The sequence below is a fragment of the Microbacterium sp. MYb62 genome, assembly GCF_002979475.1.
In the GTDB taxonomy this organism is placed as follows: domain Bacteria; phylum Actinomycetota; class Actinomycetes; order Actinomycetales; family Microbacteriaceae; genus Microbacterium.
On record NZ_PCOY01000003.1, the window covers coordinates 168,021 to 194,569 of the forward strand.

At 68.8% G+C, this 26,549-nt stretch carries 27 protein-coding genes; 3 read left to right on the top strand and 24 right to left on the bottom strand.

What is annotated here, in order from left to right:
- Positions 1-31: 31 nt before the first annotated feature.
- The 17 genes from CQ042_RS05650 to CQ042_RS05730 all read right to left on the bottom strand — a co-directional run bounded on the left by CQ042_RS05650 (position 32) and on the right by CQ042_RS05730 (position 12,930).
- Positions 32-1,396 (bottom strand): hypothetical protein, encoded by a 1,365-nt coding sequence (locus tag CQ042_RS05650; protein WP_105669486.1) that lies wholly within the window; start codon positions 1,394-1,396, stop codon positions 32-34.
- A gap of 64 nt (positions 1,397-1,460) precedes the next feature.
- Positions 1,461-1,847, bottom strand: coding sequence for a hypothetical protein (locus tag CQ042_RS05655; protein ID WP_105669487.1), 387 nt, complete (start codon positions 1,845-1,847; stop codon positions 1,461-1,463).
- A gap of 92 nt (positions 1,848-1,939) precedes the next feature.
- Positions 1,940-2,419 carry a hypothetical protein gene (locus CQ042_RS05660; protein WP_105669488.1) on the bottom strand — a complete coding sequence of 160 codons (480 nt, stop codon included), beginning with the start codon at positions 2,417-2,419 and terminating at the stop codon, positions 1,940-1,942.
- The gene (locus CQ042_RS05665; protein WP_258132051.1) at positions 2,419-2,829 is read right to left on the bottom strand and encodes a hypothetical protein; all 411 of its coding nucleotides are present in this window, start codon (positions 2,827-2,829) and stop codon (positions 2,419-2,421) included. The genes CQ042_RS05660 and CQ042_RS05665 overlap by 1 nt, the downstream gene beginning before the upstream one ends.
- 65 nt (positions 2,830-2,894) lie before the next feature.
- Positions 2,895-4,466: a hypothetical protein gene (locus CQ042_RS05670; protein ID WP_105669490.1), complete on the bottom strand. Its 1,572-nt coding sequence runs from the start codon at positions 4,464-4,466 to the stop codon at positions 2,895-2,897.
- Positions 4,463-4,792, bottom strand: a complete 330-nt coding sequence (locus tag CQ042_RS05675; RefSeq protein ID WP_105669491.1) for a hypothetical protein — start codon at positions 4,790-4,792, stop codon at positions 4,463-4,465. The genes CQ042_RS05670 and CQ042_RS05675 overlap by 4 nt, the downstream gene beginning before the upstream one ends.
- A gap of 28 nt (positions 4,793-4,820) precedes the next feature.
- A complete protein-coding gene (locus CQ042_RS05680; RefSeq protein WP_105669492.1) occupies positions 4,821-5,111 on the bottom strand; it encodes a WXG100 family type VII secretion target in 291 nt (96 codons plus the stop codon).
- On the bottom strand, positions 5,111-5,518 hold the full coding sequence (locus tag CQ042_RS05685) for a YbaB/EbfC family nucleoid-associated protein (RefSeq protein ID WP_105669493.1): 408 nt from the start codon (positions 5,516-5,518) through the stop codon (positions 5,111-5,113). The genes CQ042_RS05680 and CQ042_RS05685 overlap by 1 nt, the downstream gene beginning before the upstream one ends.
- Before the next feature lie 73 nt (positions 5,519-5,591).
- The gene (locus CQ042_RS20395; protein ID WP_181157466.1) at positions 5,592-6,986 is read right to left on the bottom strand and encodes a WXG100 family type VII secretion target; all 1,395 of its coding nucleotides are present in this window, start codon (positions 6,984-6,986) and stop codon (positions 5,592-5,594) included.
- The gene (locus CQ042_RS05695) at positions 6,976-8,208 is read right to left on the bottom strand and encodes a S8 family serine peptidase (RefSeq protein WP_258132052.1); all 1,233 of its coding nucleotides are present in this window, start codon (positions 8,206-8,208) and stop codon (positions 6,976-6,978) included. Before CQ042_RS05695 ends, CQ042_RS20395 begins: the two co-directional genes overlap by 11 nt.
- 104 nt (positions 8,209-8,312) lie before the next feature.
- Positions 8,313-8,738, bottom strand: a complete 426-nt coding sequence (locus CQ042_RS05700; protein ID WP_105669496.1) for a hypothetical protein — start codon at positions 8,736-8,738, stop codon at positions 8,313-8,315.
- Positions 8,739-8,863: 125 nt separating this feature from the next.
- Positions 8,864-9,157 carry a WXG100 family type VII secretion target gene (locus CQ042_RS05705; RefSeq protein ID WP_031206455.1) on the bottom strand — a complete coding sequence of 98 codons (294 nt, stop codon included), beginning with the start codon at positions 9,155-9,157 and terminating at the stop codon, positions 8,864-8,866.
- A gap of 29 nt (positions 9,158-9,186) precedes the next feature.
- Positions 9,187-9,501, bottom strand: a complete 315-nt coding sequence (locus CQ042_RS05710) for a WXG100 family type VII secretion target (protein WP_105669497.1) — start codon at positions 9,499-9,501, stop codon at positions 9,187-9,189.
- A gap of 262 nt (positions 9,502-9,763) precedes the next feature.
- The gene (locus tag CQ042_RS05715) at positions 9,764-10,243 is read right to left on the bottom strand and encodes a hypothetical protein (RefSeq protein WP_105669498.1); all 480 of its coding nucleotides are present in this window, start codon (positions 10,241-10,243) and stop codon (positions 9,764-9,766) included.
- Complete coding sequence (locus CQ042_RS05720) at positions 10,240-11,601, bottom strand: S8/S53 family peptidase (protein ID WP_258132054.1); 1,362 nt, start codon at positions 11,599-11,601, stop codon at positions 10,240-10,242. Before CQ042_RS05720 ends, CQ042_RS05715 begins: the two co-directional genes overlap by 4 nt.
- A gap of 232 nt (positions 11,602-11,833) precedes the next feature.
- On the bottom strand, positions 11,834-12,229 hold the full coding sequence (locus tag CQ042_RS05725) for a hypothetical protein (RefSeq protein WP_105669500.1): 396 nt from the start codon (positions 12,227-12,229) through the stop codon (positions 11,834-11,836).
- Entirely contained in the window at positions 12,223-12,930 is a 708-nt protein-coding gene (locus CQ042_RS05730; RefSeq protein WP_146115357.1) for a hypothetical protein, read from the bottom strand. Before CQ042_RS05730 ends, CQ042_RS05725 begins: the two co-directional genes overlap by 7 nt.
- A 538-nt stretch (positions 12,931-13,468) precedes the next feature.
- Between CQ042_RS05730 and eccD the strand changes: the two genes are divergently transcribed.
- The 3 genes from eccD to CQ042_RS05745 are packed head-to-tail and all read left to right on the top strand — an operon-like array spanning position 13,469 to position 17,487.
- Positions 13,469-14,803 (top strand): type VII secretion integral membrane protein EccD, encoded by a 1,335-nt coding sequence (gene eccD / locus CQ042_RS05735; RefSeq protein ID WP_105669502.1) that lies wholly within the window; start codon positions 13,469-13,471, stop codon positions 14,801-14,803.
- Positions 14,804-14,806: 3 nt separating this feature from the next.
- Entirely contained in the window at positions 14,807-16,159 is a 1,353-nt protein-coding gene (eccB, locus tag CQ042_RS05740) for a type VII secretion protein EccB (protein WP_105669503.1), read from the top strand.
- Positions 16,159-17,487: a S8 family serine peptidase gene (locus CQ042_RS05745; RefSeq protein ID WP_181157467.1), complete on the top strand. Its 1,329-nt coding sequence runs from the start codon at positions 16,159-16,161 to the stop codon at positions 17,485-17,487. Before eccB ends, CQ042_RS05745 begins: the two co-directional genes overlap by 1 nt.
- 12 nt (positions 17,488-17,499) lie before the next feature.
- Here the strand turns inward: CQ042_RS05745 and CQ042_RS05750 are convergent, their stop codons facing one another.
- The 7 genes from CQ042_RS05750 to CQ042_RS05780 all read right to left on the bottom strand — a co-directional run bounded on the left by CQ042_RS05750 (position 17,500) and on the right by CQ042_RS05780 (position 26,518).
- Positions 17,500-17,916 carry a hypothetical protein gene (locus CQ042_RS05750; protein ID WP_146115358.1) on the bottom strand — a complete coding sequence of 139 codons (417 nt, stop codon included), beginning with the start codon at positions 17,914-17,916 and terminating at the stop codon, positions 17,500-17,502.
- 243 nt (positions 17,917-18,159) lie between these two features.
- Positions 18,160-18,975, bottom strand: a complete 816-nt coding sequence (locus CQ042_RS05755) for a hypothetical protein (protein ID WP_105669505.1) — start codon at positions 18,973-18,975, stop codon at positions 18,160-18,162.
- Entirely contained in the window at positions 18,972-19,799 is an 828-nt protein-coding gene (locus tag CQ042_RS05760) for a PP2C family serine/threonine-protein phosphatase (RefSeq protein ID WP_105669506.1), read from the bottom strand. Before CQ042_RS05760 ends, CQ042_RS05755 begins: the two co-directional genes overlap by 4 nt.
- Complete coding sequence (locus CQ042_RS05765) at positions 19,796-21,637, bottom strand: DUF5684 domain-containing protein (protein ID WP_105669507.1); 1,842 nt, start codon at positions 21,635-21,637, stop codon at positions 19,796-19,798. Before CQ042_RS05765 ends, CQ042_RS05760 begins: the two co-directional genes overlap by 4 nt.
- Positions 21,634-24,189, bottom strand: coding sequence for a transglutaminase domain-containing protein (locus CQ042_RS05770; protein ID WP_105669508.1), 2,556 nt, complete (start codon positions 24,187-24,189; stop codon positions 21,634-21,636). The genes CQ042_RS05765 and CQ042_RS05770 overlap by 4 nt, the downstream gene beginning before the upstream one ends.
- Positions 24,186-25,556 (bottom strand): DUF58 domain-containing protein, encoded by a 1,371-nt coding sequence (locus tag CQ042_RS05775; RefSeq protein WP_105669509.1) that lies wholly within the window; start codon positions 25,554-25,556, stop codon positions 24,186-24,188. Before CQ042_RS05775 ends, CQ042_RS05770 begins: the two co-directional genes overlap by 4 nt.
- Positions 25,553-26,518 (bottom strand): MoxR family ATPase, encoded by a 966-nt coding sequence (locus CQ042_RS05780; RefSeq protein WP_105669618.1) that lies wholly within the window; start codon positions 26,516-26,518, stop codon positions 25,553-25,555. The genes CQ042_RS05775 and CQ042_RS05780 overlap by 4 nt, the downstream gene beginning before the upstream one ends.
- Between the last annotated feature and the right edge of the window lie 31 nt (positions 26,519-26,549).

Here is a 26,549-nt window from a genome sequence, read left to right on the forward strand (position 1 = left end):
CCCGGCCAGGGCTGTGGTTCGCCGTTCCCGCTCATCCCGCCATCATTCCACGAACGAGCGCGAGCGCATTCGCGTAGAGAAGGGCGGCTGGCAGCGCCAGCGCGACCGCGAGCCACTCGAACGCGTCGCCGAACCTCGACCAGATGAGCGAGCTCGCTCCGCGCGAGATGGGGATGACGACGGCGACGGATGCCAGTCCGACCGCGAACAGCACGGCGGCCCCGAGCAGGTGGAATCCCGTCCCGAGAGCGACGGCTGCCTGGATGCCGGCGACCAGGAAGACGATCGCGGCGGCTGCGCGCGGGAACCAGCGGAGAATCCGGGAGGTGGTGTGCCGCGGGGTGAGCAGCAGCGCGAGGCCCACGCAGCAGAACAGCGCGATGCCGCCGGACACCACGAAGGGATCGTCGGGCCACGGTCGCACGAACGCGATCGGTGCCATCAGTGCGGCGACGATGCTCAGCACGGCGGTCCCGGCGATGAGCCGCGCGGACGAATCGTCGACGACCGCGGTGATGCGCTCCGGTCGCAGCAGTCCGACCGACTCGGGGATCGCTCCGCGCACGGTCCACCGGCTGGTCATGAAGTGCTTGTAGTCGATGAAGTAGCCCTCGGGAAGGTTGACGAGGCTGCTGGGCAGCGCACGTAGGCCCAGGGGGATGATTCCGAGCGAGATCGCCGCGGCCTCCGCCGGCCCCCAGCGCAGCAGCAGGGCGAGGCCCCAGACCGCGGCGAGCGCGACGAGCAGCACTGTCGCGGTGCCGGCTGCGGCCCGCATCGGGCGTGCCTTGGCGGTGACGGCGATGATCGCGGTGGTGGTCCCCGCCGCGAGGAAGCCGGCTGCGGCCGAGAGATGCGCACTCGCTTCGAGGTCGGCTGGGATCAGGAGCGCTCCGGCCGCGAACGAGAGGAGTACCGGGGCGAGCACGCCGAGGATGCCGCGCACCCCCGCCGCGGAGTCGCGACGGGCCCAGGCCACCGCCCCGCTGATCGCACCGGCGGCCACCAGGAGCGCGATCAGGAGCCGGAGCAGCGGATCACCCGCACCCTGCGCGAAGACGGCGACGAGCAGCAGTCCGGCGACCGCCAGCATCCACCATCGTGCGCCGTGGTCGGCACGGGTGGAGCCGGTCGTCGTGCCTGCGGGACGAGCCTGCGGGGCCAGCGCCGTGCGGTCGATCAGGGCGTAGAGGCCGCCGTCGACGAGGTCTTCGCACTCGGTGTCGCCCGGAATCTCGAACCCACCGGGGCCGATGGTGATGAAGCGATCTGCCGTCGACAGCCCGCTCAGGATCAACGCGTCTTCGAGGGTCTCGTCCAGCGGGAGCGAGAGATCGAAACGGCGATCCTCGCTCTGGAGCACGATCCGACGCCGCTCTACGATCTCGACTGACACACCTGCACCCTATCCACTGTGCGGGACACGCGTCGTGCGGCGACGCTGCGCAATGCTCCCGGCGTCACGACTGCTCCGTGTTCACGGTGTCGATGATGTCGCGCGCACCGTCGGTCGTGATCCACACGATCGACGATGACGAGACCTCGACGACGCCCGGGACGAGGCGCTCCATCATCGACTCCACATCGATGCTGCCGCCCTCGACATCATTGACGCCGAACTTGATGCTGTCCGTCGGAAGGTCGTTCTCGTCCACGACGATCTGCAGAATCGAGGCGAGCTCCTCGTCTGTCAGTTCGGCATCGTCGAGATCCACGCCGACCCAGAGGTCGAAGGAGAGTCCGTTCGTCGCTTTTACTGCGAAAGCTTCGGTGACGCCGATGTCAGACGCCAGCAGCGCGGCTGGGATCTCCTCGACCTCGTCATCCGCCAAATCCCCCGCGATCAACGAGCATCCAGTGAGTGGCACCAGTAAAACGACGCCGAGCAACACCGCGGCGAGGGCGTGGCCACGACGCGCATTTCGCGAACTACCGGCGCTCATTGCTCCCGCCCGACAGCGTCGATGATCTGCCGCGCCTGCTCGGTCGTGACGACGAGTCGGCTGTCGGAGTATCCCGTGTCGATGTCGGGGGCGACACTCGCCACCAAGTCATCGAGATCGACGAATTCTCCGTTGACGTTCTGAACCGTGACGCGCATCTCATCGGTGGGGAGATCGTTGCCGTCGATGACGATCTGCAGCATCTCCGCCAGGGCGTCGTCGGAAAGCTGCGTCTGGTCGATGTCGATGCCGACACCCAGGTAAAAGGTGAACCCATCGATCCCCTTCGCCGCGAAGGCCTCCGTGACGCCGAGATCGGATTCGCGCAGAGCCGCCGGGATCGTCTCGGCGTAGTCGCCGTCGGAGAACTCCTTGGCGAAGACACCGCACCCAGTGAGTGGGAGCAACAAGGTGAGGCCGAGCAACGCTGTTACAAGACGGATGCGATACCCGCCGATGCGCGATCCATAATCCATCAACTATCCGATCCCACGGCGTCGATGATGTCGCGCGCACCGTCCATCGTGATCCGCACTTCTCCATACAGAGAGGTGACGACGACGCCCGGGACGAGGCGCTCCATCGTCGACTCCACGTCGATGTCTTCACCATCGGCGCCCTCGACCCCAAGTTCGATGTCATCGGTCGGCAGGTCGTTCTCGTCGACGATGATCTGCAGAATCGACGCAAGCTCGGAGTCTGTGAGCTCGTCGTGGTCGAGATCCACTCCTACTGCCAGATAATAGGTGAACCCAGTCACAGCTTTCTCCGCATAGGCGTCCGTGATCCCGATGTCCGAGGCAAGCAGCGCCGTAGGAATCTCCTCGACCTCATCGTCAGCAAGATCGCCTGCGATAAACGAGCATCCGGTGAGCGACGCCAGCAACGTGACTCCTAGCAACGCCGCGGCAAAGTTTCGACGGGGGCCGTGCGGGCGCGAGGGCAAGCGCATCAGTGCTCCACTCCGGAGTACACCTGATGATCGATGACCTGTCCGCCGAGTCCCGCTAGGTTCCACGGGTCTTCACCGTCGTTGCTCTCTCGGTACTGCTCTTCCCATGCGGCGACGGACCCGGCGTAGGCATCGTTATCATGTGCCGCGAAGAAGTGCTTCCCGGGAGGATCGGGCAGCGTGATCTGGTGCATGTTCGACGGCAAGACGGTGATCAGCGAATTCGGCACGTCGATCGGTGCGACGCCGGGGAGACCCGGCAGCGCGATCGCGCTCCCGTCGGTCATCGGCACGACGTCGGACGCGTGCTGGAACGCGTAGACGGGGATGTGCGACGGCACCGCGAAGTTGTCGACGGGCGAGCCGTTGGTCACGACGCCGATCGGCTTGTAGGGGAAGGTCGGATCGGCAGCGAGATTGACCGCCATGATGCCACCCTGGCTGAAGCCCGTGAGCACGACGTCCGCCCCCGCGGGTATTCCCGCTTCCTTCATCGCCTGCAGGACAGCACGCTCGTATTGTCCCCGGAAGATCGGGTTGTCCATCATCAGTGCGAGGTTGCTGTCGCGGTCGTTCATCGCACCGTGCGGCCCATCGAACTCCCACGGCTGCGTCGAGGGCAACGACACCACCCAATGGGTCGAGCCATCAGGAGCGAGAACCTGTTTGATGTCAACGACTGTCGCATCCTGCCGGCCCATGGCGTCCGTCGTCGTGTTCACCTTTACAAGATCCGACAGCGAGTTGAGCGAGGTGACCTCCTGCGCGTCGTCCCACGCCTCTCGCTTCTTCCCGGAGATGTCATCGGGGTCGATCTCCCGCATGTCGACATCCGTATCGAGGAAGTCGTCCAGCACGTTCCCGCCGAGCACTCCGAGCGGGCCGCCGAAAAGCACTCCGACGATCGGCATCATGTCGGCGATCACACCACGCAACTGCTGAAGCGCGTCGCCGATGAGCGGAGCGAGCTTGTACAACAACTGCGCGAGCGACACGACGGCGCTGATCAGGCTCTTCACGAGCGCCCCACCGACCGTGATGAACTCAGCGGCGGAGTTCGCGAATCGCTCGATGTCCTGCAGCTTCGACAGCGGGTTCAACGACCATCCGAAGAGGTCGTCGGCGAAGCGGCTGAGGCGTCCCAGGAAGTCACAGATCAGCACCCGGGTCGACTCGATGATCTGCGAGACCATGCGGACGGCGCTCGCGGTCGCGCCCGTCCACTGCACCCCGTCTTCGGCGACCGAGATGAGGTCGGCGAAGCGCTCCCGCAGGGCTCGGATCATGCGACCATCGAAATCGACGAGCGTGCGCTCCGCTCCCCGCAGCACCGTCAGCACAGAGCCGAGCGCTCGTTCGGAGTCCTCCCAGCGTGAGGCGAAGGCACCGACCGTTCCCGGGTCGCCGAGCAGGTCGTCGAACCATTCCCGGAGCGGGGCGATGTACTGGATGAGAAGCCCCGCGATTCCGGGGATGCTCGCGCAGTCCGCCTGGGCGGAGGTGTATCCCGCAGCGCCGGCGGCCCAGGTGCCGGATCGCACCTGACCGCTGACGGCGGCGACCGCCGTCACAGGGCCAATCCCTCGATGGCGCGGAACGTCGTCACTGCGGACTCTTCGATCTCGCTGAACTGACCGGCAGTGGCCTGCAGAGCTGCAGACGTCATGGCGGACAGCGCACTCGCGGTGACGAGCGTCGAACGCGAGGAATCGGCGAGCGCCGACACCGCGGGACCGAGCAACGGTCCGCACATGGCGCCGAACGCCTCGACTCCCACGCCGCTGCCGGCGTTGGCCGCGGCAGCACGAAGCGTGTCTGCCGCGTCCGCGAGCGCGCGCACGTGCCGCTGGAGAACTTCGGGATCGATGATGATCTGCTGATTCGCTGCCGCTGTCATGGCTGTCTTCTCTGCCGGGTCGAGGGTCTCAGCCGCCGAGGGCGCGCTGGCCCGCGAGGTCGGCTTCCGAATACGACGTTCCGAGGTCGGCAAGTGTCGTCGCGATGGCGTCGACGAGCTCCGCGCGCTCCCGCATCGACAGATCGAAGCGACCGTGTGCGGAGTCGAACGCAGATTGGGCGTCGCCGGACCAGGAGTCCCGAAGCACACCGGCGACGGCCAGCAGCTGCTCCAGGGCAGCATTGATGTTGGCCGACGCATCCCCGATCGACCGCGCGGCCGCCGCGAGACGCGAAGGATTGACCTCGAGCGTCGCCATCAGCGGTATCCCAGAGAGCTGTCGCCGGGTACCGGGAACGCGGCGTCGACGTCGCGTCGGACCGCATCGACCAGGCCGGAGTCAGCGCCGAGCGTCTGCGCCATCGATTCCAGCACGATGTCGGCCGCGGCACGCTGCGCCTTGGCGATGGTCGCCGTGATCACCGCTCCGAGCGCCACGGCGTCGTCGGCCGCCGCGCTCGAGAGCCGCACCCCGGTGATTCCACCGGTCGGCTGCGCCACCACGGTGACCCTCCCGTCCGGCGATGTCACCGTCGCGGTCACCTGAGTCGCCTCGGCGGCTACGCGCGCAGCATCGTCCGCTCGCACCTGCGACTGCGCGATCTGCGCATCGATCTTCGCGTTCAATGCCTCCATCGACGCCAGAAGGTCATCGTCCCCCGACATTGCGTTCCTCTCTCCGGTCGGCTCGAATGAGCCCTGCTTCCTTCACACACGGCCCCCCGACCGCGTCAATGAGTCAAGTGGCGGGCTCGTCGCGGGATCCAGCCCTCGCGCCCTTGGCGCGGGGACCGACCTCTTCGTCATCTTCGAGCTTCGGAGCGATGGGACCGCCGAGGCCCGACCGCTTGGCCTTCTCCTCCTCGTCGGCGCCGCCGGCGCCGCCCATCATGCCCATGCCAGGACGGCCACCCGCACCGGCTGCGCCCGAGGAACCGGTGCCTGCTGCACCCGCACCACCGACACCGCCCGCGCCTCCGACGCCGCCTGCACCAGTGGTGCCGCCGACACCGCCGACACCGCCCGCGCCGCCGAATGCCGAGTTGCCGAGCAGCCCGCCGCCCGCCTTCAGACCCGCACCGGATGCCGCACCGAGACCCGAGCCGCCGAGGCCGCCCATGCTGCCGAAGCCCGCGATCTTCGAGCTCGCAGCGATCGCTGCCGCACCCGCGCCGCCGCCGACGATACCGCCGAGGCCCCCACCGCCCGTGTTACCGCCGGGAAGCAGTCCGCCACCAGGGCCGGCGGGGTAACCGCCACCGGTTCCCGCGCCGCCACCGGGGCCACCGGGAAGCCCGGGCAGCACGCCGCCACCGGGAGAGTCGACCGAAGGATCCTTGCCGCCGGGGAGAACGGGGCCATCGCCGCCCGGATCCACCGGATGCCACCCGCCAGTCCCCGGTCCGCCGGGAAGAGTCGGTGCCGTGGGGGACGTCGGGACCGGCGGCTGGTACTCACCGACGCCACCGGTGGGCGGCTGATATCCGCCGACACCAGGTGTGTAGCCCGAGGGACCACCGCCGACACCCGGCGACCCGATCCTCGGGGCAGCGATCTGGGGACCACCGATGGGCCCGTCGTCGATGATCTCCTCGTTGGAGGATGAGAAAAGGCCGGCTCTCGTGAGTTCTTTGGATGCCGTGTTCAACTCCCTCGTGGGGCCGACCAACGACTTCTCAACGTCCTCGACGATCTTCCGCGCCGCCTCCTCACGTTGGTTTCCCAGGAAGTCGCCGATCGCATCCAGCGCGCTGTCGGCAGCAAGCGGCCCGAGGACAGGGTGAATCACGAACGACGCTCCCTTCGCGGCATTCGCCCAGAAGGGGTCGATCGAAGCCGAGGGAAGCTCCGCCGAAGACGCGGTCCGCCGTGCTTCGTTGCCCGCGCCGACGGCCGAATCAATAGTGCTCACGATGTCGCGGAGGTCAGTGAACTTCGTCCGAATCTCGTCGATGTCGGCAGTGGCACGCTCCGCCGCGCTGCCTTTCCATGAGTCCGATAGCCGGACCTTGGCGAGGGCACTATCCAAAGATTCCAGCGCGTTGAAGAGCGCCGACGTCTTCGGGATGATCGAATCCGAAAGCGCACGAATGCGGTTCAGCTCTGCCTCGTATCCGCCCTGCTTACCGGCCATGGTTCCCCCCCTGTTCGGTGGTCTTTCGTCGTGAGGATCGCGTGAGGACGATCGCGAGGATGATGCCGCCGATGATCAGCAGCGCAAGCACGACCCCGCCGCCGATGAGCCACGGGACCATCGCGGAAGCACCGGTCGGCGGCTCGGCCGCACCGGGCTCGGTGGTTGGGCTCGCCGTCGAGTCGCCATCGCCGAGCGCTGCCTTGGCCTCATCGACCGTCCGTTGAGACGGCGAGGCGTTGGGATCGTCGGCGTCGAAGATCGGATTGACATCGGGATACTTCGTCGGGTCGACAGCCAGCATGCCAGTGAGGGATGCCGCCCCGTACCCGGTACCCGGGTTCCATTCCGGTTCGTGCTCGCCCTTGGTGCCCGTGTTGTGGATCAGGCTCTGGATCAGCTGGCCTGCGGTCGCCTCCGGGTACTTCTGCTTCACCACGGCGAGCATTCCCGCCACGATCGGCGTCGCAAACGATGTCCCCGACCCGAGCTCCTGCGCATCCCACGAATCCGACGTGCCCTGCAACAGCAGTCGAACCCCCGGTCCCGCCGTCACCACGTAGTCACTCTCGTTCGGCTTCCCGTACTGCCCGTTCTGGATCTTGCCGTCCTCGCCGAAGGCCTGCACAGCCACGACACCGTTCAATGCGGCCGGCAACACGTCGATTCCATCGTCGTTCCCCATACCGGCGACCACCACCACGTCGTTGGCGTACGCTTCCGCGAGGCTTTTCGATGCGTCGGTACCGCCGGAGGAGATGGAGATGATGTCCGCCCCATCGGCTATCGCATCCGAGATCGCGTGGTCCAGCCCTTCCCGACCGTCCTCTGCGAAAGAGGTGCCGTTCTCCTGCAAGCATTCGGCATCGTCGCCGTCTTCATCAACGACACCGTCCAGCACGGGAGCGGTGTAGAACAGCAGTTCCACCCCAGGGGCGACCCCCTTCACCGGAGCGCCCCCTGGGGGGGCCTCACCCGTTCCCACGATCATCGACACGACATTTGTCGCATGCGACGCGGCCACATAGTCGGTCGACACCGTCGGATACGGAGAGCCAGAAGCATCAAAGCAATACGACGGCTCACGCACCGTCACATCGGCCCCACGGAGACCGATCACATCAGGATTGATCTGACTGTCGATCACCGCCACCTTCACCCCCGACCCATCGAAACCCGCATCATGCGCAGCCTGGATATTGCCCCGGTCGAACCACCACAAGCCCGACTCCGCCGTCCCGGCGGCGGCAGCTGACGGCACTATGACGGCAACGGCGAGCCCTGCTACGGCAGCAATCGCTGGGAGACCTCGACGCGGACGTCTCATCAGAAGTCGGCGTCCTCAGCCTGGTCGGAAGTGTTCGCGGAATTGGCCCGAGCGCCGTTCTCCGCTCCGCCACTCGTCCCCATGGTCGTGCCTGCCGTCGCGGGCGAGGCTGCCTGCTCGACAGCCGAATCCAGCAACGACACGATCAGCTTCGTCTCGTCGGCCAGCGCGGCATCCTGCTCCGCGATCTGCAGGACCGCCGCTCGAATCGTGTCGTGGGTGTTCTGCAGCTTCTCAAGGGCACGTTCGGTCGCGGAACCCATCTCGCGGGCGGCGCGAGACACAGCCTCGTGGAACTCGCGCGTCGTATTCGACACGTCACCCTCGGCGACACCCACCTCAGCCGGACTCGGGAACTCCTGCAGTTCGCGCAGAAGTCGCTTCAGCTCGGCGAACACTCCATCGAAGTCGACTGCGATAGCCATCGACGCCCCTCCTTGTTTACAACGGCGAATCCCGTGACACCTGCTGTACCGTCCGGTCACTCACCGAAAAGCACAGCAGACGGCGCGGGTCCGACGCATCCCTGCGACGGACCCGCGCCACGGGGTCAGGCCCCGAACCGCCCGGCAGCCGACTTATCGGTCTGCACGTACTGGCCCGAGATCTCCTCGGTCTTGCCCGCGATCTGCGTGAGCAACTGCTGCATCTCACTCAGCGAACGGTTCCACTTGGCCTGCGCCTGGTCGTACGCCTGCTGCGCGGCACCATCCCACGAAGCCCGCAGCTTGCCGACCTCGGACTCGAGACGGTCCAGCTCGGAACGAATACCCTGCGACCCGCTGCGGATCTGCGCTGCCAGAGCGTTGACCTGCTCCGGGCGAACCGACATTGACTGCATCATGTTCTCCTTGAAATCTCTGTGGTCTACGCTCAGGAACCCATCATCGAGCCGAGGCCCGAGATGGTCTGCTGGTGCGCTTCTTCGGTCGCGGCCTGGTCGCGCTCGGTGCCGGCGAGGGCATCTTCGAGCGTCACGAGAACCTCGTTGAGCTGACGAGCCTGCTCGTCCCAACGCGACATCAGCGTGGTGAACGACACGGCAGCCGCACCCGTCCAGAATCCACGCAGCTGCTCGATCTCACCGCGGACCTTCTTGGTCTGCTGGTCGATCCCGGACTTGGTCTCCCGCACCGCCTGGGCTCCGCGACGCAGAGCCCCTTCTTCTGCGGAGATGACATCAGCCATTACTCACTCCCTCCGGTCCACTAAGGACACACGTGCGGGGGAGCGCATCCCTGATCTGGGACGACTTCGAAACAACCCCCCACGAATCTGTTTCAGGAGACAGGCTAGAACAGATCGGAGCGAATCACCACAATCGAAGACGCATCCGCATGGAGATTTGTGCCTTCGATGGAGAAATCGGGGCGATCGAACGCTGTGGTGTGTGCGGTGTCTCTGCAGGAGCACCCCCCGCGCTCGATGCCGCGCCCGCCGAGCACAACATTCAGGGCTCGGGAGTGGGCACGGTGATGGCACCTTCACAGGTGATCGAGCCCGACAGTGTCGCCGGATACCGCTCGGCGTCATCGGCCGTGACGTTCACATCGTCACCAGGCGCCCATCCCTCGACGACGGACACCTCACCCTCGGACTCTCCGACGGTGAGCACGGCGTCAGATGCCGAGAGATCGAGTTCGGCCGCTTCGAAGAGCACCAGACCCTCATCGCTTCCGGCACCGACGGAGCCGCGATGGTCGCCGTCGAGCCGGATAGAGAATCGCCCTTGCGGATCATTCGAGATCGCCAGCCCGTGCACACTGTCCGCATCGCAGGTGATCTGGTCGGGCGTGAGCGTCAGTGTCCGCTCTTCGCCGTCCACCGCATAAGTCACGGTGAGTGCCGTCGCAGCTCCGGGAGCGCACCCGGCAAGCATCAGGACCATCAGCGCTGTGGCGAGGAAGACCGCCGTCGTCCGCCGCGTCACCGTAGTGAACGCCGCGGCAGGACGATCGCGAGGATGATGCCGCCGATGATCAGCAGCACGAGAACGATCCCGCCGCCGATGAGCCACGGCACCATCGCGGAAGCCCCGGTCGGCGGCTCGGCCGCACCGGGTTCGGCGGTCGGGCTCGCCGTCGCGTCGCCCTCACCGAGCGCCGCCTTGGCCTCATCCACCATCCACTGAGACGGCGAGGCGTTGGGATCGTCGGCATCGAAGATCGGATTGACATCGGGATACTTGGTCGGGTCGACAGCCAGCATGCCCGTGAGAGACGCCGCCCCATACCCGGCAGCGTCATCCCACGTCGGTTCGTGCTCGCCTTTCGTGCCCGTGTTGTGGATCAGGCTCTGGATCAGCTGCCCCGCCGTCGCCTCCGGGTACTTCTGCTTCACCACAGCGAGCATCCCCGCCACGATCGGCGTCGCAAACGACGTCCCCGACCCGAGCTCCTGCGCATCCCACGAATCCGACGTGCCCTGCAACAACAAGCGAATCCCCGGTCCCGCCGTCACCACGTAGTCGCTCACGTTCGGCTTCCCGTACTGCCCGTTCTGGATCTTGCCGTCCTCGCCGAAGGCCTGCACAGCCACTACACCGTTCAATGCGGCCGGCAGCACCTCGATCCCATCGTCGTTCGCCATGCCGGCGACCACCACCACGTCATTCGCGTACGCCTCCGCAACGCCCTTGGACACGTCGGTGCCTCCAGCGCTGGAAATGGAGATGATGTCCGCGCCATCCGCCACGGCATCCGAGATCGCGTGGTCGAGGCCGAACCGACCATCCTCGGCGAGCTTGGTGCCGTCCTCCTGCAAGCACTCGGCATCCACGCCCTCATCATCGACGACCCCGTCCAGCACGCCACCGGAGTTGTAGAACAGCAGCTCCACGCCGGGGGCCACCCCCTTCACCGGAGCGCCCCCGGGCGGAGCCTCGCCCGTGCCCACGATCATCGACACGACATTCGTGGCATGGGACGCCGCCACATAGTCGGTCGACACCGTCGGATACGGAGAGCCAGAAGCATCGAAGCAATACGACGGCTCCCGCACCGTCACATCGGCCCCACGGAGACCGATCACATCAGGATTGATCTGACTGTCGATCACCGCCACTTTCACGCCCGACCCGTCGAAACCCGCATCATGCGCAGCCTGGATGTTGCCCCGGTCGAACCACCACAGCCCAGACTCCGCTGTGCCGGCAACAGCCGCCGACGGCACAACAGCAACCACCGCCACCACCACGGCCCCCAGCGACGCCGCGAACAGACTCGACCCGCGCGCCATCAGCTCTCGCCCCGTGAGGAGGCCACGCCCCGAAGGGCCTCGATCCGCCATCCCGGCACCTCGACCATCATCCGCTCCCTCCGGTCCGCATGCGGACGCACGTGCAGGGAGCAAATCCCGGAACGGGATGACTTCGAAACAACCCCCCACGAATCTGTTTCAGCATGCAGGCTAAGCCAGATCGGGGCGAATCGCCAGAATGCTGTCACCGGCACCTCAGTCGAGTTCGACGAGCCGCAATCGTCGACCGCTCAAAAATGGCGCGCCTACGGGCAGGGGGTACTCAGAAGCCGTGCTCGCCGACAAAGTCCGCGAAACCCCCATCGGGAGAATCGCCCCCAGAGAACATCGGCACTTCGAGAACGAAACTGTCCGTGAATCCATCGCTGCCGGGTACCGTGACATCGATCGGATACCTGCCCCCGAAAGCGAGCACGCGCGGTGTCCCACCTGTCGCGGAGGGGTCGTCTACGGCAGCACGAATCGCCGCACTCACGTCCACGCCATTGATGCGATAGACCGTGTCCTCAGGCAGCAGTTCGGCACCGGCGATGTCGGCCCCAACCGTCTCCGGGGAAAGCCGAATGAGCCAGTGCTCGGGAACAGTCCCCTGTTTCGGAAGGCGGACGAGCTCGATGGTCTCTTCACGCGTGGCCTCACCAACGAGATAGCTCACCACCAGCTGAAGCTGACGGTGTAGTCGGCTACTGCACGCAGCCCGTCAGCCTTGGCGAGAGCGATCGGGCCGGCCCGCTCCCACACGACGGACGCCGCATCGAGCGCCGTGGGTGCATCCCGTTTCGCGACCTGATCAGGCATCACCGACGGGCATCCATCACCGAACAGACCGCTGCACGAGGCGATCAGTTCATCGAATCGGGCCTGCACCTCGACAGCGACGTCCGTGAGGAAAACGGGATTGAAACGCATTGTCCCCATGGACATCTCCGCGCCGGCGGGCGCCACGATGCTCTCCGGCGCGACGACCGGGAACTCCAGTTCGAAGAGCTCCGCCTCGCCTCCGCTGGGGTCGATCGTTATGATTCGCTGCTCGTCCGTGTACTCGATGTCGTAGATGCCCGGGAGCAGGACGAGACGCTCGTCCTGCTCCAGATCGACCGGGTTCCCGGCTTCGATGACCAGGCCGCCGGGGTAGCCCTGCCGGCTGAACGCGAGACCGGAATTCGTCCAGACGATCTTCGCCTCGCCATCGAACGTCTTCGTCCTCAACCTGATCTCACGCGGAGCGGATTCACCGGCGAGGCGATACTCGACATCGACCACTGCTTCCGAGTCCGATCCCCCCACGGAGGTGATACGAGCCTCGACAGGACGCACGGCTTCCGAATACACGTCGTTGTCGAGCGCGGCCGGGCTCACGTCCTCACGATCGCTGAGAAGCACCCCCGCACCGGCCGCATCTCCCTCGATGAGGCGGTCGAAGAATTCCGTGACGACACGCTCCCCAGAGTTGTCATCCGCCGCCCCGAACGAACAGCTCGCAACCGAGAGCGTCAGAAGGACGGCACCTACAGCTGCTCCCCACTGTGCAGGGCGCCGACGTGATGACCGGGGCAGACGACTCCTCACGAGAGACGCGCCACGGGCCAACGGCCGACGTCCGTTGTGTCGCGCACCTGGGCGATCAGCTGGTCCATCCCGGCCTGCGTGACCATGATCCGCTCTGACATGCGAGATCCCCCCTCAAAGACACTCGACAACGCTTGGCCGGTTAGATCAGATCCGCGCGAATCTCAGGAAGGTCGGAGGCCTCGTCGTGCAATCTTCCGTTCGATGGAGAAATCGATCCTCTCCGCGGCTACGTGCTGTCGTGCACCTCAACTAGGGTGAAAGGCGGAATGCGCAGCCACCGGGTCTCCTCCGGTCCGGCTGCACACCATGGAGGGGGCATCGTTCCATGACTCAGAGCAGCGCAGCGGCAGGTACCGTGCTGCGGCTTTCCGTCGTCAGCGACGACCGACGGCTCGACGTCGGCGTACCGTCGCAGGTTCCGCTCGTCGAGATCATCCCGGGATTCGCCCGCAGTCTCGGCGTGCTCGACCCGACTCTCACCCACGGCGGATACGCGCTGCAGCGTGCCGACGGCACTCCGCTCGACCCGGCGCGCGGCGCCGCGGCCCAGGGTGTGCACGACGGCGAGCTGCTGACACTGGTGCGCGGCGGACTCATGCACGAGCCCCGCATCTACGACGACGTCGTCGAAGCCGTCATCGATGCCACGGCCGAGCAGCACAGCTCGTGGACGGCCGCCGACAGCTCGCGCACCGCACTCTTCGTCAGCCTCACGTTCCTCTCCCTCTGTGCGCTGCTCCTCGTGGCCACGCCCCCGACGTCCCTCCTCCCCGCGATCATCGCCGGTGCCGGGGCGGTCGTGCTCAGCGTCGCCGCCGCCGTTCTCATGCGGTTGCGACAGCCCGAGGCCGGACACGCGCTCGGACTCGCCGCCGCGGCCTACGGCGGACTCGCCGGCTACCTCGCGGTGCCCCCGCAGAGCATCTGGGGATGGCCCCTCGCCGCCCTGGGACTCGGACTCGTCATCGTCGGCGGCCTCGGCCTCGCCGTCACGCAGGACAAGCCCGAGATCCACCTCGTCCCCATCGCGCTCGGCGCGTCGATCGGGATCACGGCCACGGCCGCCGCCGTCTTCGGCAACCCGCTCGCGCCCTACGCCATCATGCTCGCGACCACGGCCCTGCTCGCGAACGGCATCCCGTGGCTCGCCCTCAGCTCCACGCGCATCCGCGTGATCTCCCCGCAGAGCGATGCCGAGATGTTCTCCGCGCCCGTGCCGATCGACGCCGACGAGGTCAAGCGCCGCGCCGCCGCCGGCACCCGCACCCTGATCGCGCTGCGCGCCGCGCTGGGACTCGCCGCGCTGATCGCCACACCGCTGGTCGCCTCGAGCGGCGTCTTCGGCGCGGTGCTGTGCGTGCTCGCGTTCATCGGCATGATGTTCCAGTCTCGGCAGATCCACGCCCGCCTCGGCGTGCTGGTGCTGATGGCGATCGGGGCGATCGGCCTGGCCGCGACCGGCGTGACCGTCGCCCTGGCCCTGCCGGATGTGCGCACCTGGATGCTGCTCATCCTGGTCGTCGCGACCGTCATCCTCGTGGGGCTCACACTGTTGACGCCCAAGGCGCGCCTGCGGCTCACGCGGCTCGGCGACACGGTCGAGATCGTCGCCCTCGCACTGCTGCTGCCACTCGGCGTCATCACGGCGGGGCTCGTCTGACCGATGGCGACCAAGAAAGATCTCATCGAGGCCCAGGGCTTCAGCAGACGCCGGCTTCTCTCGGCGTTCACCGGCGGAGCCCCCGGCGGCAAGGAGCTCGACCCGGCGAAGCCGCTGCGCGCCGTGGTCGCCGGCGTCGCCCTCACCGTCGGCGTCATCCTCGTCGGAGTGTTCTGGGGCATCATGCAGCCCGGCCTTCCCGGCGACTGGCAGAACAACCGACTGATCATCGCCACCGACACCGGAGCGCGCTACGTCTCCGTCGAGGGCACCCTGTACCCCGTCATCAACACGGCCAGCGCCCGCCTGCTGATCCCGGCCGGCGAATTCAAGGTCGTGCGCACCGACCAGTCCGCACTCGACGGCATCCCCGTCGGAGCTTCGATCGGCATCCTGGGCGCCCCCGACGATCTGCCGGCGCCGAGCGCGCTCATCAACTCGTCGTGGACCGCCTGCATCGACGATTCCTCCGGCACCGCCGTGTCGCTCTCGAACACCCCGATGGCCGATGCCTCGAACGGCGCCGGCACCGTGGTGCAGCGCGGCGACGATCTGTTCGTGATCGCCGACGGCCTCCGTCACGCCGTGCCCGCCGACGACGCGAACGCGGTGCTGCGCGCGGTCGGTCTCGGCACCAGCGACGTGTACGAAGTCGACGGACGCTGGCTCAACCTCTTCGCGTCGGGTGCGGATCTCGAACCGATCCGACTCAACGCCGTCGGAGCGTCAGTGCCCGGCACCGACCTGACGGCGGGCACGATCGTTCACGTGCAGGGCAGCCCGGCCGACGAGCGGTACGTGGCCCTGGCCACGGGCGAGCTCGCGCGACTCAGCCCGCTCGCCTACCAGCTGTACCTGCTCGGCAGCGGTCAGGAAGCCGGTGCCGAAGAAGAGGTCTCGCCGGCCGAGGTCGCCAACGTGCCGACCGTGCCCAACGCGGGCGGCGACGACTGGCCCACGCTTCCCCTCACGCCGCTCGCCGCCGGCCAGACACCCTGCGCCGTCGTGACCGACGACGCTCGCACGGTGCTCGGCGCGACCACCACCGAACTGCCGGAAGAGCGCGCCCGCGTCGATGTCGCCGTCGGCGGCGGCGCCCTCGTGCAGGTACGCGGCCCCTCGGACGACGCGGTCGGCATGGCCGTGCTCATCGACGAATCCGGCACGGCGTATGCGATCCCCGGCGCCATCGTCGAAGAGGGAGCAGCGGATGCGCCGAGCGACGCCATCGCCCAGCTCGGCTACACCCCCGCCGACGTCGGACGCGTGTCGAACGCATGGATCGAGTTCTTCGCCGCAGGACCGGCCCTGACCGCCGAGGCCGCGAGAGAGTCGCCCGGCTCCGGGACGAACTGATGCGTCGCCGCGCCGCGCTCGCGACCCTCGTACTGGGCGCTGCCGTCTTCGGCGCACCTGCGTCCGCCCTGGCATCGACGTCGGCGCCCGCGTCCATCGTCTCGGCGGCTACCGGTGCGTGCGAGCCCGGCAACGTCGTGTTCACGCCGGAGGCTCCTGCCGCACTCGCTGCACTCGGCGCCGAAGACGCGAACCGCCTCGCCACGGGTGTCGGCGTCGTCGTCGCCGTCGTCGACTCGGGCATCGACGCGGGCAATCCGCACCTCGCCGGCGTCGTGATCGGCGGGGTCAACCTCGTGGGCGACGGAGAGCGCGGCGACGGCATGAGCGACACGACCGGTCACGGCACGGCCATCGCCGGCCAGATCGCCGCGCAGCCGGTCGCCGGCTCCGGCGTGGTCGGCCTCGCCCCCGATGCGCGCCTGCTGTCGGTGCGGGTGTTCCGCAGCGATTCGCCGCAGGATATCGACAAGGGCTTCGGCCCCACGTCGCAGCGCATCGCCGACGGCATCCACTGGGCTGCGGACAACGGCGCCGACATCATCAACGTCTCGATGTCGCAGGCCTCGAACTCCGACGATCTGCGCGCCGCCGTGGAGCATGCCGCTGCCGTCGGTGCGCTGGTGGTCGCGAGCGGCGGCAACAGAGCATCCGATGCCGAGGCCGAAGACGGACCCCGCTATCCGGCCGCCTACGAGCAGGTACTCGGAGTCAGTGCCGCCGACGCGAACGGTCTCGCCACCGACACCTCGATCCACGGACCTCAGGTCGGCGTGACGGCCCCTGGCAGCAACGTGCTCACGGCAGCGACCGGCGGGGGCGACTGCCTCTTCGCGTCCGACGCCCCGGCGTCGAGCTTCGCGACCGGCTATGTGAGCGCGGCAGCCGCCCTGGTCGCCGAGGCACATCCGGAGGATCCCCCCGCGGGCTGGGCATATCGGCTCACGGCGACGGCTCTGCGGGCCGACGCCGACAACCGCGACGACGTGAACGGGTGGGGCTTCATCCAGCCGTTCGCCGCCATCCAGCTCCTTCCGGACGAGACCACGCGCGGTCCTGTGAGCCCCTTCTTCGACACCGCCGAGAGCGCGGTGCGACCCCCCGCGGCGACCGTCGATCCCGACCACGGCGCGTCACCGTTCCTGGTCACTCGCGAAGCCGCGCTGTTCGCGGCGATCACGGGAGCCAGCCTGCTCGGCGTGCTCGGTATCCTCATCGTGCTGCGACGCCGGAAGGACTCGTCTACCGAGGGCACCGACGACGGCGAACGCGCAGGCGGACTCCTCAACAGACCCGAGCCCGGAGAAGCCTCCGCGCAGTTCGACTGACCGTCGGGAAGCTCAGTCGCCAGCGGCCGGGGCCTTGGTCCTGACCACGTGGGCGCGCAGCACACGAGCGCTGGCGATCGACACGACGAACGTGACCAGCAGGAGGATGACCGCCACGACTGATCCCTGGCTGCCGAGCGACACGCTGACGAAGAACATCACCAGGGCGCCCAGCACGCAGAGCAATGATCCCATCATGACGAGCCAGGTCAGCAAGACCGTCGACGGAGCCTGCTCCGAGGCGATCCGGGAGAATCGGTGACCGTAGCCGGCGAACACGAACGCGTAGACCGCGATGATCGCCGCGAGCACTCCGCAGCCGAGCAGCGGGCCGTCTTCGGCTGCATTGGCGAGTGAGGCGACTGCCACGATCGCCGCGATGGCGCCGAAGACGATCAGGAGAACCGTGGCGACCCGGGGCCGCGCCACGGTGTCTCCCACGGGCGTCGCCGCATTCATCGCGACACCGCGATCGACGACGAGGAGACACCACTGCGGGACTCGGTGCAGTCACCCGGGCCAGCGCCCTCCTCACACCGCTCGGAGAATCGCTCCACGTCGTCCTTCATCGATGTTCCCCCCTCAAGGCCATCCCCTCACCCTACGTGACGGTGGCGCCGCGAGTTGAGCACGTCGTGGCGGCGGGAGCGGTCGACGCGGAGCGGGCGCCGATCAGCCGAAGACGACGAACCCGAGCGCCACGAGACCGGCTGCCGAGACGACGCACGCCCCCGCAGCGGCGACGAGCGTGATCAGGCTCCACCGCTGCCCCTGCTTCGCGACGGAAGGAAGCCCCGGGTCCTCGACCCGCGTGGGCGCCGCGGCACCCATCACGACGGGCGGCGCGACAGGCGCGAGCGGTGCCGGGCGAGGCTTGTAGATCGCCGGAGTCGGACCATCGGTCGGCGCCGCGAACGATTCGACGCGCCGGACGTTCCCGGTGTCTTCCGGACCCGATTCCTCGGCGCCCGCCGCGTCGGCGCGCTTCCGTCGCAGGCGACGCGCCGGTCGGGAGACGACGACGGTGGCCTCGTCGGGGGCGTCGGCCTTCGGTGCTGCGGCGCGGTCGACGACGACCGTCGCCTCGTCGAGAGACTCCGCGGCTTCGAGAGACGCCACCTCCTCCGGGGCTTCTCCCGTGTCGGAGGCGCCCAGCACGTCGAACGCCTCCGGCTCACCAGGTGCATCCCGCTCTTCGGGCAGCGACGCGGGTTCGTCCTGTTCGTCCGGGTTGCCAGGATCGTCGAGGTCGTTCCCCGATTCCGCCTCGTCGGATGCGGCGGTCTCGTCGGCCGGCAGAGCGGGCTCGACGTCCTGCACGGCTTTCGCGCGTTTCACCACGATGGTCGCCTCGTCCGCATCCGCGTCCGCGTCCGCGTCCGCGTCCACGAGCGGCTGCGCCTCCGCAGCGTCGGTTCCCGAAGAAACAGCGCGCCGCCGGTCGCGGCGGGTGAGGATGATCGTCTCCTCGGTCTCGTCGTCGGTCATCTCGCCCGTACCGGGATCGTCGTGCCCTCGAGCATCGAATCGGTGAGCGCAGACGCCGCGATCCGACCGGCGGTTCCCTCTTCGGTGCGTGTGCGCGCCCCACCCGAGACGACATCGATCACGACGACCGAGACGTTGTCGCGTCCGCCGGCCTGGAGCGCCCTGCGGACCAGCGCCGTGGCGGCGGTCTCGGGGCGTCCGTTCATCGTCAGCGTCGCCCGGATGGCCTCGTCGCTGACCTCCCCGCTCAGACCGTCGGAGCACAGCAGCAGACGCTCGCCGTCGACGACCGGGAGCAGCCAACTGTCCGCGGTGCTGTCGGGCGCGCCGATGGCGCGCGTGATCACGTTGCGCTGCGAGAACGAGGCGAGGTCCTCTGCCCGGAGCTCACCCGCATCGACGAGCTCCTGTCCCAGTGAGTGATCGATCGTCAGCTGCACGAGCTCGTTGCCGTGGTGGCGGTAGACACGGGAATCGCCGACGTTGAAGACGAGCCAGTGCGGCGAGCCCTCGTGTTCCACGAGCGCGACACCGGTGACCGTGCTGCCCGCTCCGCGCTTGTGTGCGGCAGCGATACCCTCGACGACGTCCGCCGCGCGGCTCAGGGCGTCGCGCACGTCGTCCACTTCCACCGCCCGCCCTCGCAACGGCTCGAACGCCGCCACGACGGCCGCGCTGGCTCGGTCGCCCGCCTCGTGCCCGCCCATCCCATCGGCCACGAGGAACACCGGCGACGCATTCAGCACCGAGTCCTCGTTCGCCGTGCGCTTGAGTCCGGTGTCGGTCAGCGACGCGACATTGAGGACGACCGACGCGACCGTCACGAATCGCGCTCCGCGACGACATGCATGCCGACCTCGCCCAAGATGAACCGTCCGGTGCCGATGACGCTCTCGCCGGGATCGAGGAGCATCTCGGCTCCGTCATCCGCGACGACCACGACGCCGTTCGTGGCGTGCAGGTCGGTCAGACGCCACTCGTCCTCCTGCACGACGAGACGGGCGTGCGTCTTCGAGAGCGTGCGCGTGGTATCGGAAATCGCCAGCCGCTGCTCACCCGGGTCGCCGACCGGGTTGCGCCCGATCACGACACTCGCCCCCGACAGGGCGAACCGCCGACCGTCGTCCAGCACGAGGACGCGACGCACGCCGCGCTTGCGAGCGACGACGACCGTGGCGTCGAGGTCGTCATCCGTCGGACGCGGGGTCACCACGGTGGCGTCGACCTCGGGGGTCAGCCCACCCTGCGGGGCCGCCGGCGGCGCCACAGGGGCGAGGGGCTGTGCCGCAGGGGCAGGAGGCGCGACCTGCGGGGCGGGAGGCGTGACCTGCGGGGTGGGAACGACGGGCTGTGCGGGCGCCGGGGCGGACGCGTTCGCCTCGCCGTCGACGGGTTCGCCGAGGGACAGGTCCGGAGCAGGGCGGATCGTCGGCATCTGCGGTTCAGCGTCGTGAATCCCGTCATCCCGGAACGACGGCGGCACCGAGCGCACGGCGCGCTGCGGTTCGTCGACGGACGCGGCGAGCTCGGAATCCGCGGTCGGCGGCGCCGGACGCGGAACCGGTTCGAACACCGACGTCGACGGGTGCGCGGACGGGACCTCGACGAAAAGAGGGGGTGCCGGCGGCTCGGGAGCCTGAGGCTCAGGAGCGAGCGGCTGCGGAGCCTGAGGCTCAGGAGCGAGCGGCTGCTCGACCGCTCCCGCCGGCGGTATGGCGACGGCGCCGGTCATGGCGGCCATGATCCCGGTCGGCGGGTACGCCTCCCCCGGCGCGGGCGGCACCGGCGCCGCGGCCGGGGGAACGAACGGCGCCCCGGGGGCGGGCGACTCCTGCGGCGCGGCCACGACGGGCTGCGGGGGCGCGACAGGCTGGGGCGCAGGCGGCGGCACGGCGGACGGCTGCGGTGCCGGAGGCGGGGGCGCCGGAAGCTGCGGCGCGGGAAGCTGCGGCGCGGGAGGCTGCGGCGCGGGAAGCTGCGGCGCGGGAATCTGCGCTGCCGGGGGCGCGAAAGACCGGGCGGGCGCATCCACCGGCGGCTGCCCCGCGACCGGCTGGGGCGGCACACCCCAGGCGGAGGGCGCGGGAGGTGCCACGGCCGCTTCCGGTTCGCTCGCCCGGGGCGGAGCGTAATCGGGGAAGACGAGCGCCGGGGACTCGGCCGGCGCCGTGCCGGAAGGCGACAGCGAGGGGATCGTGTAGCCCGAGGCGTCCCGTGCGGGAGCCGCCGCCGGCGACGCCGAGCGACGCGGACCGGGCTGGAGTGCGGCGAGACGTTCCCCCTCCGGATACGGGGCCGCGCCCCACGCGAGGACCGTCGCCCAGACCGGCGGCAACAGGATGGCGAGCACGGTCATGCCGGCACCATGGCCGAACCGCTTGTTGATGCGGTGAGTGGCGACGACCTTCAGATACAGACCGTAGATCTGCACCAGGGGGATGAAGTAGAACACCACCGACCACGCGGGGACCCCACCGCGCGCCAGGATCTCCGCCTCGTTGAGAACCGGGACCCAACCCTTCCACCCTTCACCGTCGATGCGCGGGAACAGGCGCGACAGCGCGAACGCGTACCAGACGTAGATGGCGATGCCGATGAGCAGTCCGAGACCGCCGACGATGAACAGCATCGTGGCCAGACCGGTGTCCGCGGGCGCGGTCATGAGTCCCCCTTCTTCCGGCCGCCGAGCGAACCGGTCAATCCGAGCGTACCGAGAGCGGGCCCGGCACCGAGCAAGCGCATGCCTCCCGCCGGCTTCGCCCTGACGATGAACGATGTCGGCCGCACGCGCATGAGCAGTCGGTGCCACCATGTGCCGGTGTGCGAGAGCTCGGTCCGCTCCGCGTCGACGATCTTCCAGGCCGCGGTCGCGTCGTCGCTCGTGGGCGGGTGCTCCGCGAAGACGGCACGATCGACGAGCACGGCCAAGCGCTCAGCGGCATCCCGCTCCGTCGACTCCGCGCGCTGCGCCCGCGTCCCCTGCACATCCATGACCACACCGTGGTCGGCGTACACGTCGACCAGCTCCTCCCAGGCCCCGGCGAGACGCACCTCGGGATCCTCGGCGGTGCGACGCACCCGAGCGCGCTGCCTCTTGGCGAGCAGGAGCACGAGGAACGGCAGCGCCAGCAGCACGAGCGCGAGGAGACTGAGACCGACGGCGGACAGGATCGGCAGCAGGATCGCCAGAACCTCGGACTGCGGCTCCTCGAGCGGAGGAGCCTCGTTGTTGGAGTCGCTCTGCGCCTGAGGCGGGTCCAGTGCCTCGGAGCGCGGCTGCTCCGGGACGGTGGGGTGCTCCGGCAGCTGCTCGCCCTCGGTGATGGCGCTGGGCAGCATCGCGTACTGGGGCGTCGTGTCGACGGGGATCCACTCGCCGCCGGTGGCGCGCACCTCCACCCAGGCGCTCATGTTCGCACCGGTGCAGGCCTCGGAGCACGCGGGGATTCCCGGCACCTCTTCCGCGCCGGCGAGCCGCGCCCCGATCACGATGCGGGACTCGAGCCCCCAGTGCTCGGCGAGGAGCGCGGCGGCCACCGAGAACTGCTCGTCGTCACCGACCGCCGCGACGAGCATCTCCGGCGCGGCGTCCGCCCCCGCCCGTCGCTCCTGCTCGACCAGGTCGGCGAAGAGCTCTTCGATGCGGGCGGCGGAGTGACCGGCGTAGCTCGGAGCGAACGCATAGCCCTCGGCCCCCTTGAGCGATGAGATCCAGCCCGCGGCGGCCTCGTCGTCGAGCAGCGCGTGGCTGAGGTAGCCGCGCTCGCGGAGGCGGTCGATGACCTCGAGGTAGCCGGCTCCCGTGCGGGGCTGCTCCTGCATCTCGGCCCATTCGGCGAGCACCGGGTACAGGTCGGTGTCGAGCGTCGACGCACCGCCCTGCAACGCGGTGACGTCACCCTGCTCGCCCGGGGCATCGATCAGCACCGTGTAGCGATCGCCCGGCACGAGTCCCTCTCCGCCGCCCGGAGCCTCGGCGACCGTGATCGCGGTATCGCCGCCGGCGTTCACGTGGAAGCCGTCCGCGAGATCGTCGGCACGGGAACCGGTGAACGCCGGAGCCTCGGCGAGCCCGGCCGGCGACGGGACCCAGATGCCTCGATAGGCCTCGCCGATCGTCATGTCGAGCGACACCCGACCCGGCGCCGGGAGCGCCGTGCGAGGCAGACGACTGAAGCGGTCGTCCGGATCGATGTGGAAATCCTCGCCGTCGTACGAGTCGAGCGTGACGAGCCGGATGCGGTCGACGGCACCGGGGTCGCCCTGCACCTGCACGACCGTCGCGTCGAGCGTGTCGCCCGCGAACCAGGACCGGTAGGCGCTGAGCGGACTGGGCTGCTGCTGCACCACGATCATGGGCTCGATCTCGTCGCGCAGCACCGAGCGATCCGACCACCCCGCTGCGGCCGGAGCGATCGCGAATCCGGCGATGAGTGCGACGACGGCGAGTGCCGCCGAGAGGAGGTGGCGTCGCACGCTCAGCCACACCGGAGTGGCCTGGCGGGAGATGTTGGCCGCCGCGACGATGCGCAGCGCTTCGGCACGCTGCAGTCGCGCCCGACCGACGAGCCAGACCAGAGAGGAGACGAAGAACGCGACCCCGATCAGCCATTCCCGCGGAGCAGGGAGGGTCATGCCGAGCACCGTGACCGGAGCCGTCGTGCCACTCACCCCGAAGGCGATGCCGAAGACGCTCATCGCGACCACGACCGGCACGGCGATCGTGGCGCGGCGCCCCGTCTCCAGCACGAGGAGCGCGGCGAGGAACGATCCGAACAGCATCACGACGAGGAAGGGGATGAGAACGGCCTGGTACTCGCCCAGCGGCGGGTTCAGCGTCAGCATCTGCTTCCACCCGAGGACGACCCCGAGCACCGCATCGCGGAGACCGCCGAGGAACGCCGGGACGGAGGAGAGCGCCGAGGGGATCGCGAGCGGCACCGCGACCACCACGTAGACACCAGCTGCCGCGAGCACGGCGATGAGCGTTCCCCAGCGCAGCGCCCGCGCCACGACGGCGACGGTGATGCCGAGGATGCCGCCGACGAGACCCACCACGAGGGCACGAGGGGATTCGTACACGGGCCACGCGGCGGCGGTCGCGAGGAGCACACCGACCAGCACATAGCCGAGAGACCAGAAGGTCAGAGCCGACACGGCGAAGGTGCGGCGTGATCGCGCCACCCTGCCGCGCTTCGGACCGGCGGCGCTCACCGGAGAGCTCCCCGCGCGAGCATCTGCGGAAGGTCGCCGAGCGCGCCGAGAGTCATCACCGCGAGCTCACGCGCCGTGCGCATCGTGGGCTGCTCGCCGAGTTCGCTGCGCACTGCGACCGCCTCGACGGCCGCCGGAAGCTTCACCGCCGCGTGACGCAGTCGCTCCAGGGGCATCCGAGAGCCGGTGAGCAGGAAGCCGATGGAGAGGTCGGGATACGACTGCGCGGTGAGCGCGGCGACGGCCTCGAGGCGCATGACGCGCTCGGCCGGATCGATCGTCGAGGTGGCGTCGAGGAGAGCCTTGGGCGTGACCGTCGGCAAGGTGCGGATCGACAGCACCTCGGCGCGACTCTGCTCGGGGATCTCGTTGCTCACGGAGAAGAGCACGTCTCGGCCGTCGCGCACACCCTGCAGAGCGAGGGACGCCGCGGCGCTGACCGTGTTCTCGAACTCGTCGTCGCTCTCGTACGACTCGGTGTCGAGGTCGAGGATGATGGCGATGCGGGCGTGCCGGGACTCCTCGTACTGGCGCACCATGAGCTTGCCGGTCTTCGCGGTCGACTTCCAGTGCACGTGCCGCTGGGAGTCGCCGACGACGTACTCGCGCACGGCGTGGAAGGACAGGTCGGCGTCGACCAGCGTCGTGCTCGGTGTGCCTTCGAGGTCGCGGATCAGCCCGGCGCTGGTGCTCGGGAGGCGCACCGTCACCGGATGCACGTGGATGCGCTGCACGTCGGGCCAGCGCAGCTCGCGACGGAGGATGCCGATCGGGTCACCCCGGGTGATCGTCATCGGCCCGACATCGATGACGCCGCGGCGGTGTGCGGCGATCGTGAGCTGTTCGCGGTGGTGCGCTCCCGGTCGCAGGAGCGGCACATGCGCCTCGACGAGGCCCTCCCCCACGGGCACGTCGACGATGCCGGGCAGGGAGAGCCGGGTGCCGTTGTTGCGCACGTCGAGCGTGGCACCGATCTCGGCGCCGGCGACGACGCGGTCGCGATCGAGAGCGAGGTCGATCCGGTAGTCATGTGCACCGAGGATGAACGGGACGCAGGCCAGCAGCAGCACCAGTGCGATCGCGGCCACCGCCCACGCCTCGACCCAGCCGAAGAGCAGCCCCGCGGTGATCCCGAGCACGCAGGCCACCGCCACCAGCATCCCCGCCGCCGTGACGGTCTCGCGCACCCAGCCGACGACGGCCCTCGCCGCACGCCCGGTGTTGCGAGCCGCCCGACGTACACCGAACACCGCACCGCGGACAGGTCCGCGGTGCGTCCGGTCGTACCGCGTCACGGTGGTCGTGCGGGTCGACGTGCTCGTGCCTGCCGCGGTGCGCGTCAGGCGGGATTCGGTGCTGAAGCTCACGCAGTGCCGTTCTCGCGCGGAGGCTCCACATCGAGGAGGATCTGTCCGATCACGGCAACGGCCGTCACGCCGTCGAACTCGGCCTCGGGCTCGAGCACCAGTCGGTGCGCGAGTGCGACGACGGCGAGTTCGCGCACATCGTCGGGGGTCGCGAACGTGCGGCCGTTCTTGGCGGCCCACGTCATCACCATCCGGGACAGGGCGAGTGCCCCTCGGACGCTCGCGCCCAGACGCACCTCGGATGCGCGACGCGTCGCATCGACGATGCGCATGATGTAGTCCGAGACGAGCGGGTTCACATACACGCCGCGCGACATCTCGGCCATCGTGAGGATCGTGTCCGTGCCCACGATGCCGTCGAGCACGACCTTCTGCCGGCCCGCGCCCTGGAGGATGCGCATGGTGGCCGCCTCGTCGGGGTAGCCGATCGAGGTCTTGATCATGAAGCGGTCCAGCTGCGCCTCGGGCAGACGGTACGTGCCGCCCTGCTCGATGGGGTTCTGCGTCGCCATCACGAGGAAGGGCGACCCGACCGGCCGTGTCACGCCGTCGACGGTGACCGTGCCCTCTTCCATGACCTCGAGCAGCGCCGACTGCGTCTTCGGGCTCGCACGGTTGATCTCATCCGCGAGCACGATGTTCGCGAAGACGGGACCCGCGTGGAACTCGAAGGCTCCCTCCTTCTGGTCGTAGACGGTGATGCCCGTCACGTCGCCGGGGAGGAGGTCGGGGGTGAACTGGATGCGCGTGCTCGTGCCGTTCACGGTCTGGGCGACCGCACGGGCGAGAGCCGTCTTCCCGGTTCCGGGGAAGTCCTCGAGCAGCACGTGGCCCCCGCTGACGGCGGCGGCGAGCACCAGCTCGATCACGTGCAGCTTGCCGAGGATCGCCTGCTCGATGTTGCCGGTGAGGATCGAGAACGTCTCGGCGAACCAGGATGCCTGTTCGGGAGCGATGGTCACGGGTGCGGCTGAGGTGGCTGGCATAACAGCA

Bases quoted from the DNA above. Each gene is read 5' to 3' on its own strand.
- CQ042_RS05660 (WP_105669488.1), bottom strand. From the start codon at position 2,419: ATGGATTATGGATCGCGCATCGGCGGGTATCGCATCCGTCTTGTAACA.
- CQ042_RS05675 (WP_105669491.1), bottom strand. From the start codon at position 4,792: ATGACAGCGGCAGCGAATCAGCAGATCATCATCGATCCCGAAGTTCTC.
- CQ042_RS05680 (WP_105669492.1), bottom strand. From the start codon at position 5,111: ATGGCGACGCTCGAGGTCAATCCTTCGCGTCTCGCGGCGGCCGCGCGG.
- CQ042_RS05685 (WP_105669493.1), bottom strand. From the start codon at position 5,518: ATGTCGGGGGACGATGACCTTCTGGCGTCGATGGAGGCATTGAACGCG.
- CQ042_RS20395 (WP_181157466.1), bottom strand. From the start codon at position 6,986: ATGGCCGGTAAGCAGGGCGGATACGAGGCAGAGCTGAACCGCATTCGT.
- CQ042_RS05700 (WP_105669496.1), bottom strand. From the start codon at position 8,738: ATGGCTATCGCAGTCGACTTCGATGGAGTGTTCGCCGAGCTGAAGCGA.
- CQ042_RS05705 (WP_031206455.1), bottom strand. From the start codon at position 9,157: ATGATGCAGTCAATGTCGGTTCGCCCGGAGCAGGTCAACGCTCTGGCA.
- CQ042_RS05710 (WP_105669497.1), bottom strand. From the start codon at position 9,501: ATGGCTGATGTCATCTCCGCAGAAGAAGGGGCTCTGCGTCGCGGAGCC.
- CQ042_RS05720 (WP_258132054.1), bottom strand. From the start codon at position 11,601: ATGGCGGATCGAGGCCCTTCGGGGCGTGGCCTCCTCACGGGGCGAGAG.
- eccD (WP_105669502.1), top strand. From the start codon at position 13,469: ATGACTCAGAGCAGCGCAGCGGCAGGTACCGTGCTGCGGCTTTCCGTC.
- eccB (WP_105669503.1), top strand. From the start codon at position 14,807: ATGGCGACCAAGAAAGATCTCATCGAGGCCCAGGGCTTCAGCAGACGC.
- CQ042_RS05745 (WP_181157467.1), top strand. From the start codon at position 16,159: ATGCGTCGCCGCGCCGCGCTCGCGACCCTCGTACTGGGCGCTGCCGTC.
- CQ042_RS05755 (WP_105669505.1), bottom strand. From the start codon at position 18,975: ATGACCGACGACGAGACCGAGGAGACGATCATCCTCACCCGCCGCGAC.
- CQ042_RS05765 (WP_105669507.1), bottom strand. From the start codon at position 21,637: ATGACCGCGCCCGCGGACACCGGTCTGGCCACGATGCTGTTCATCGTC.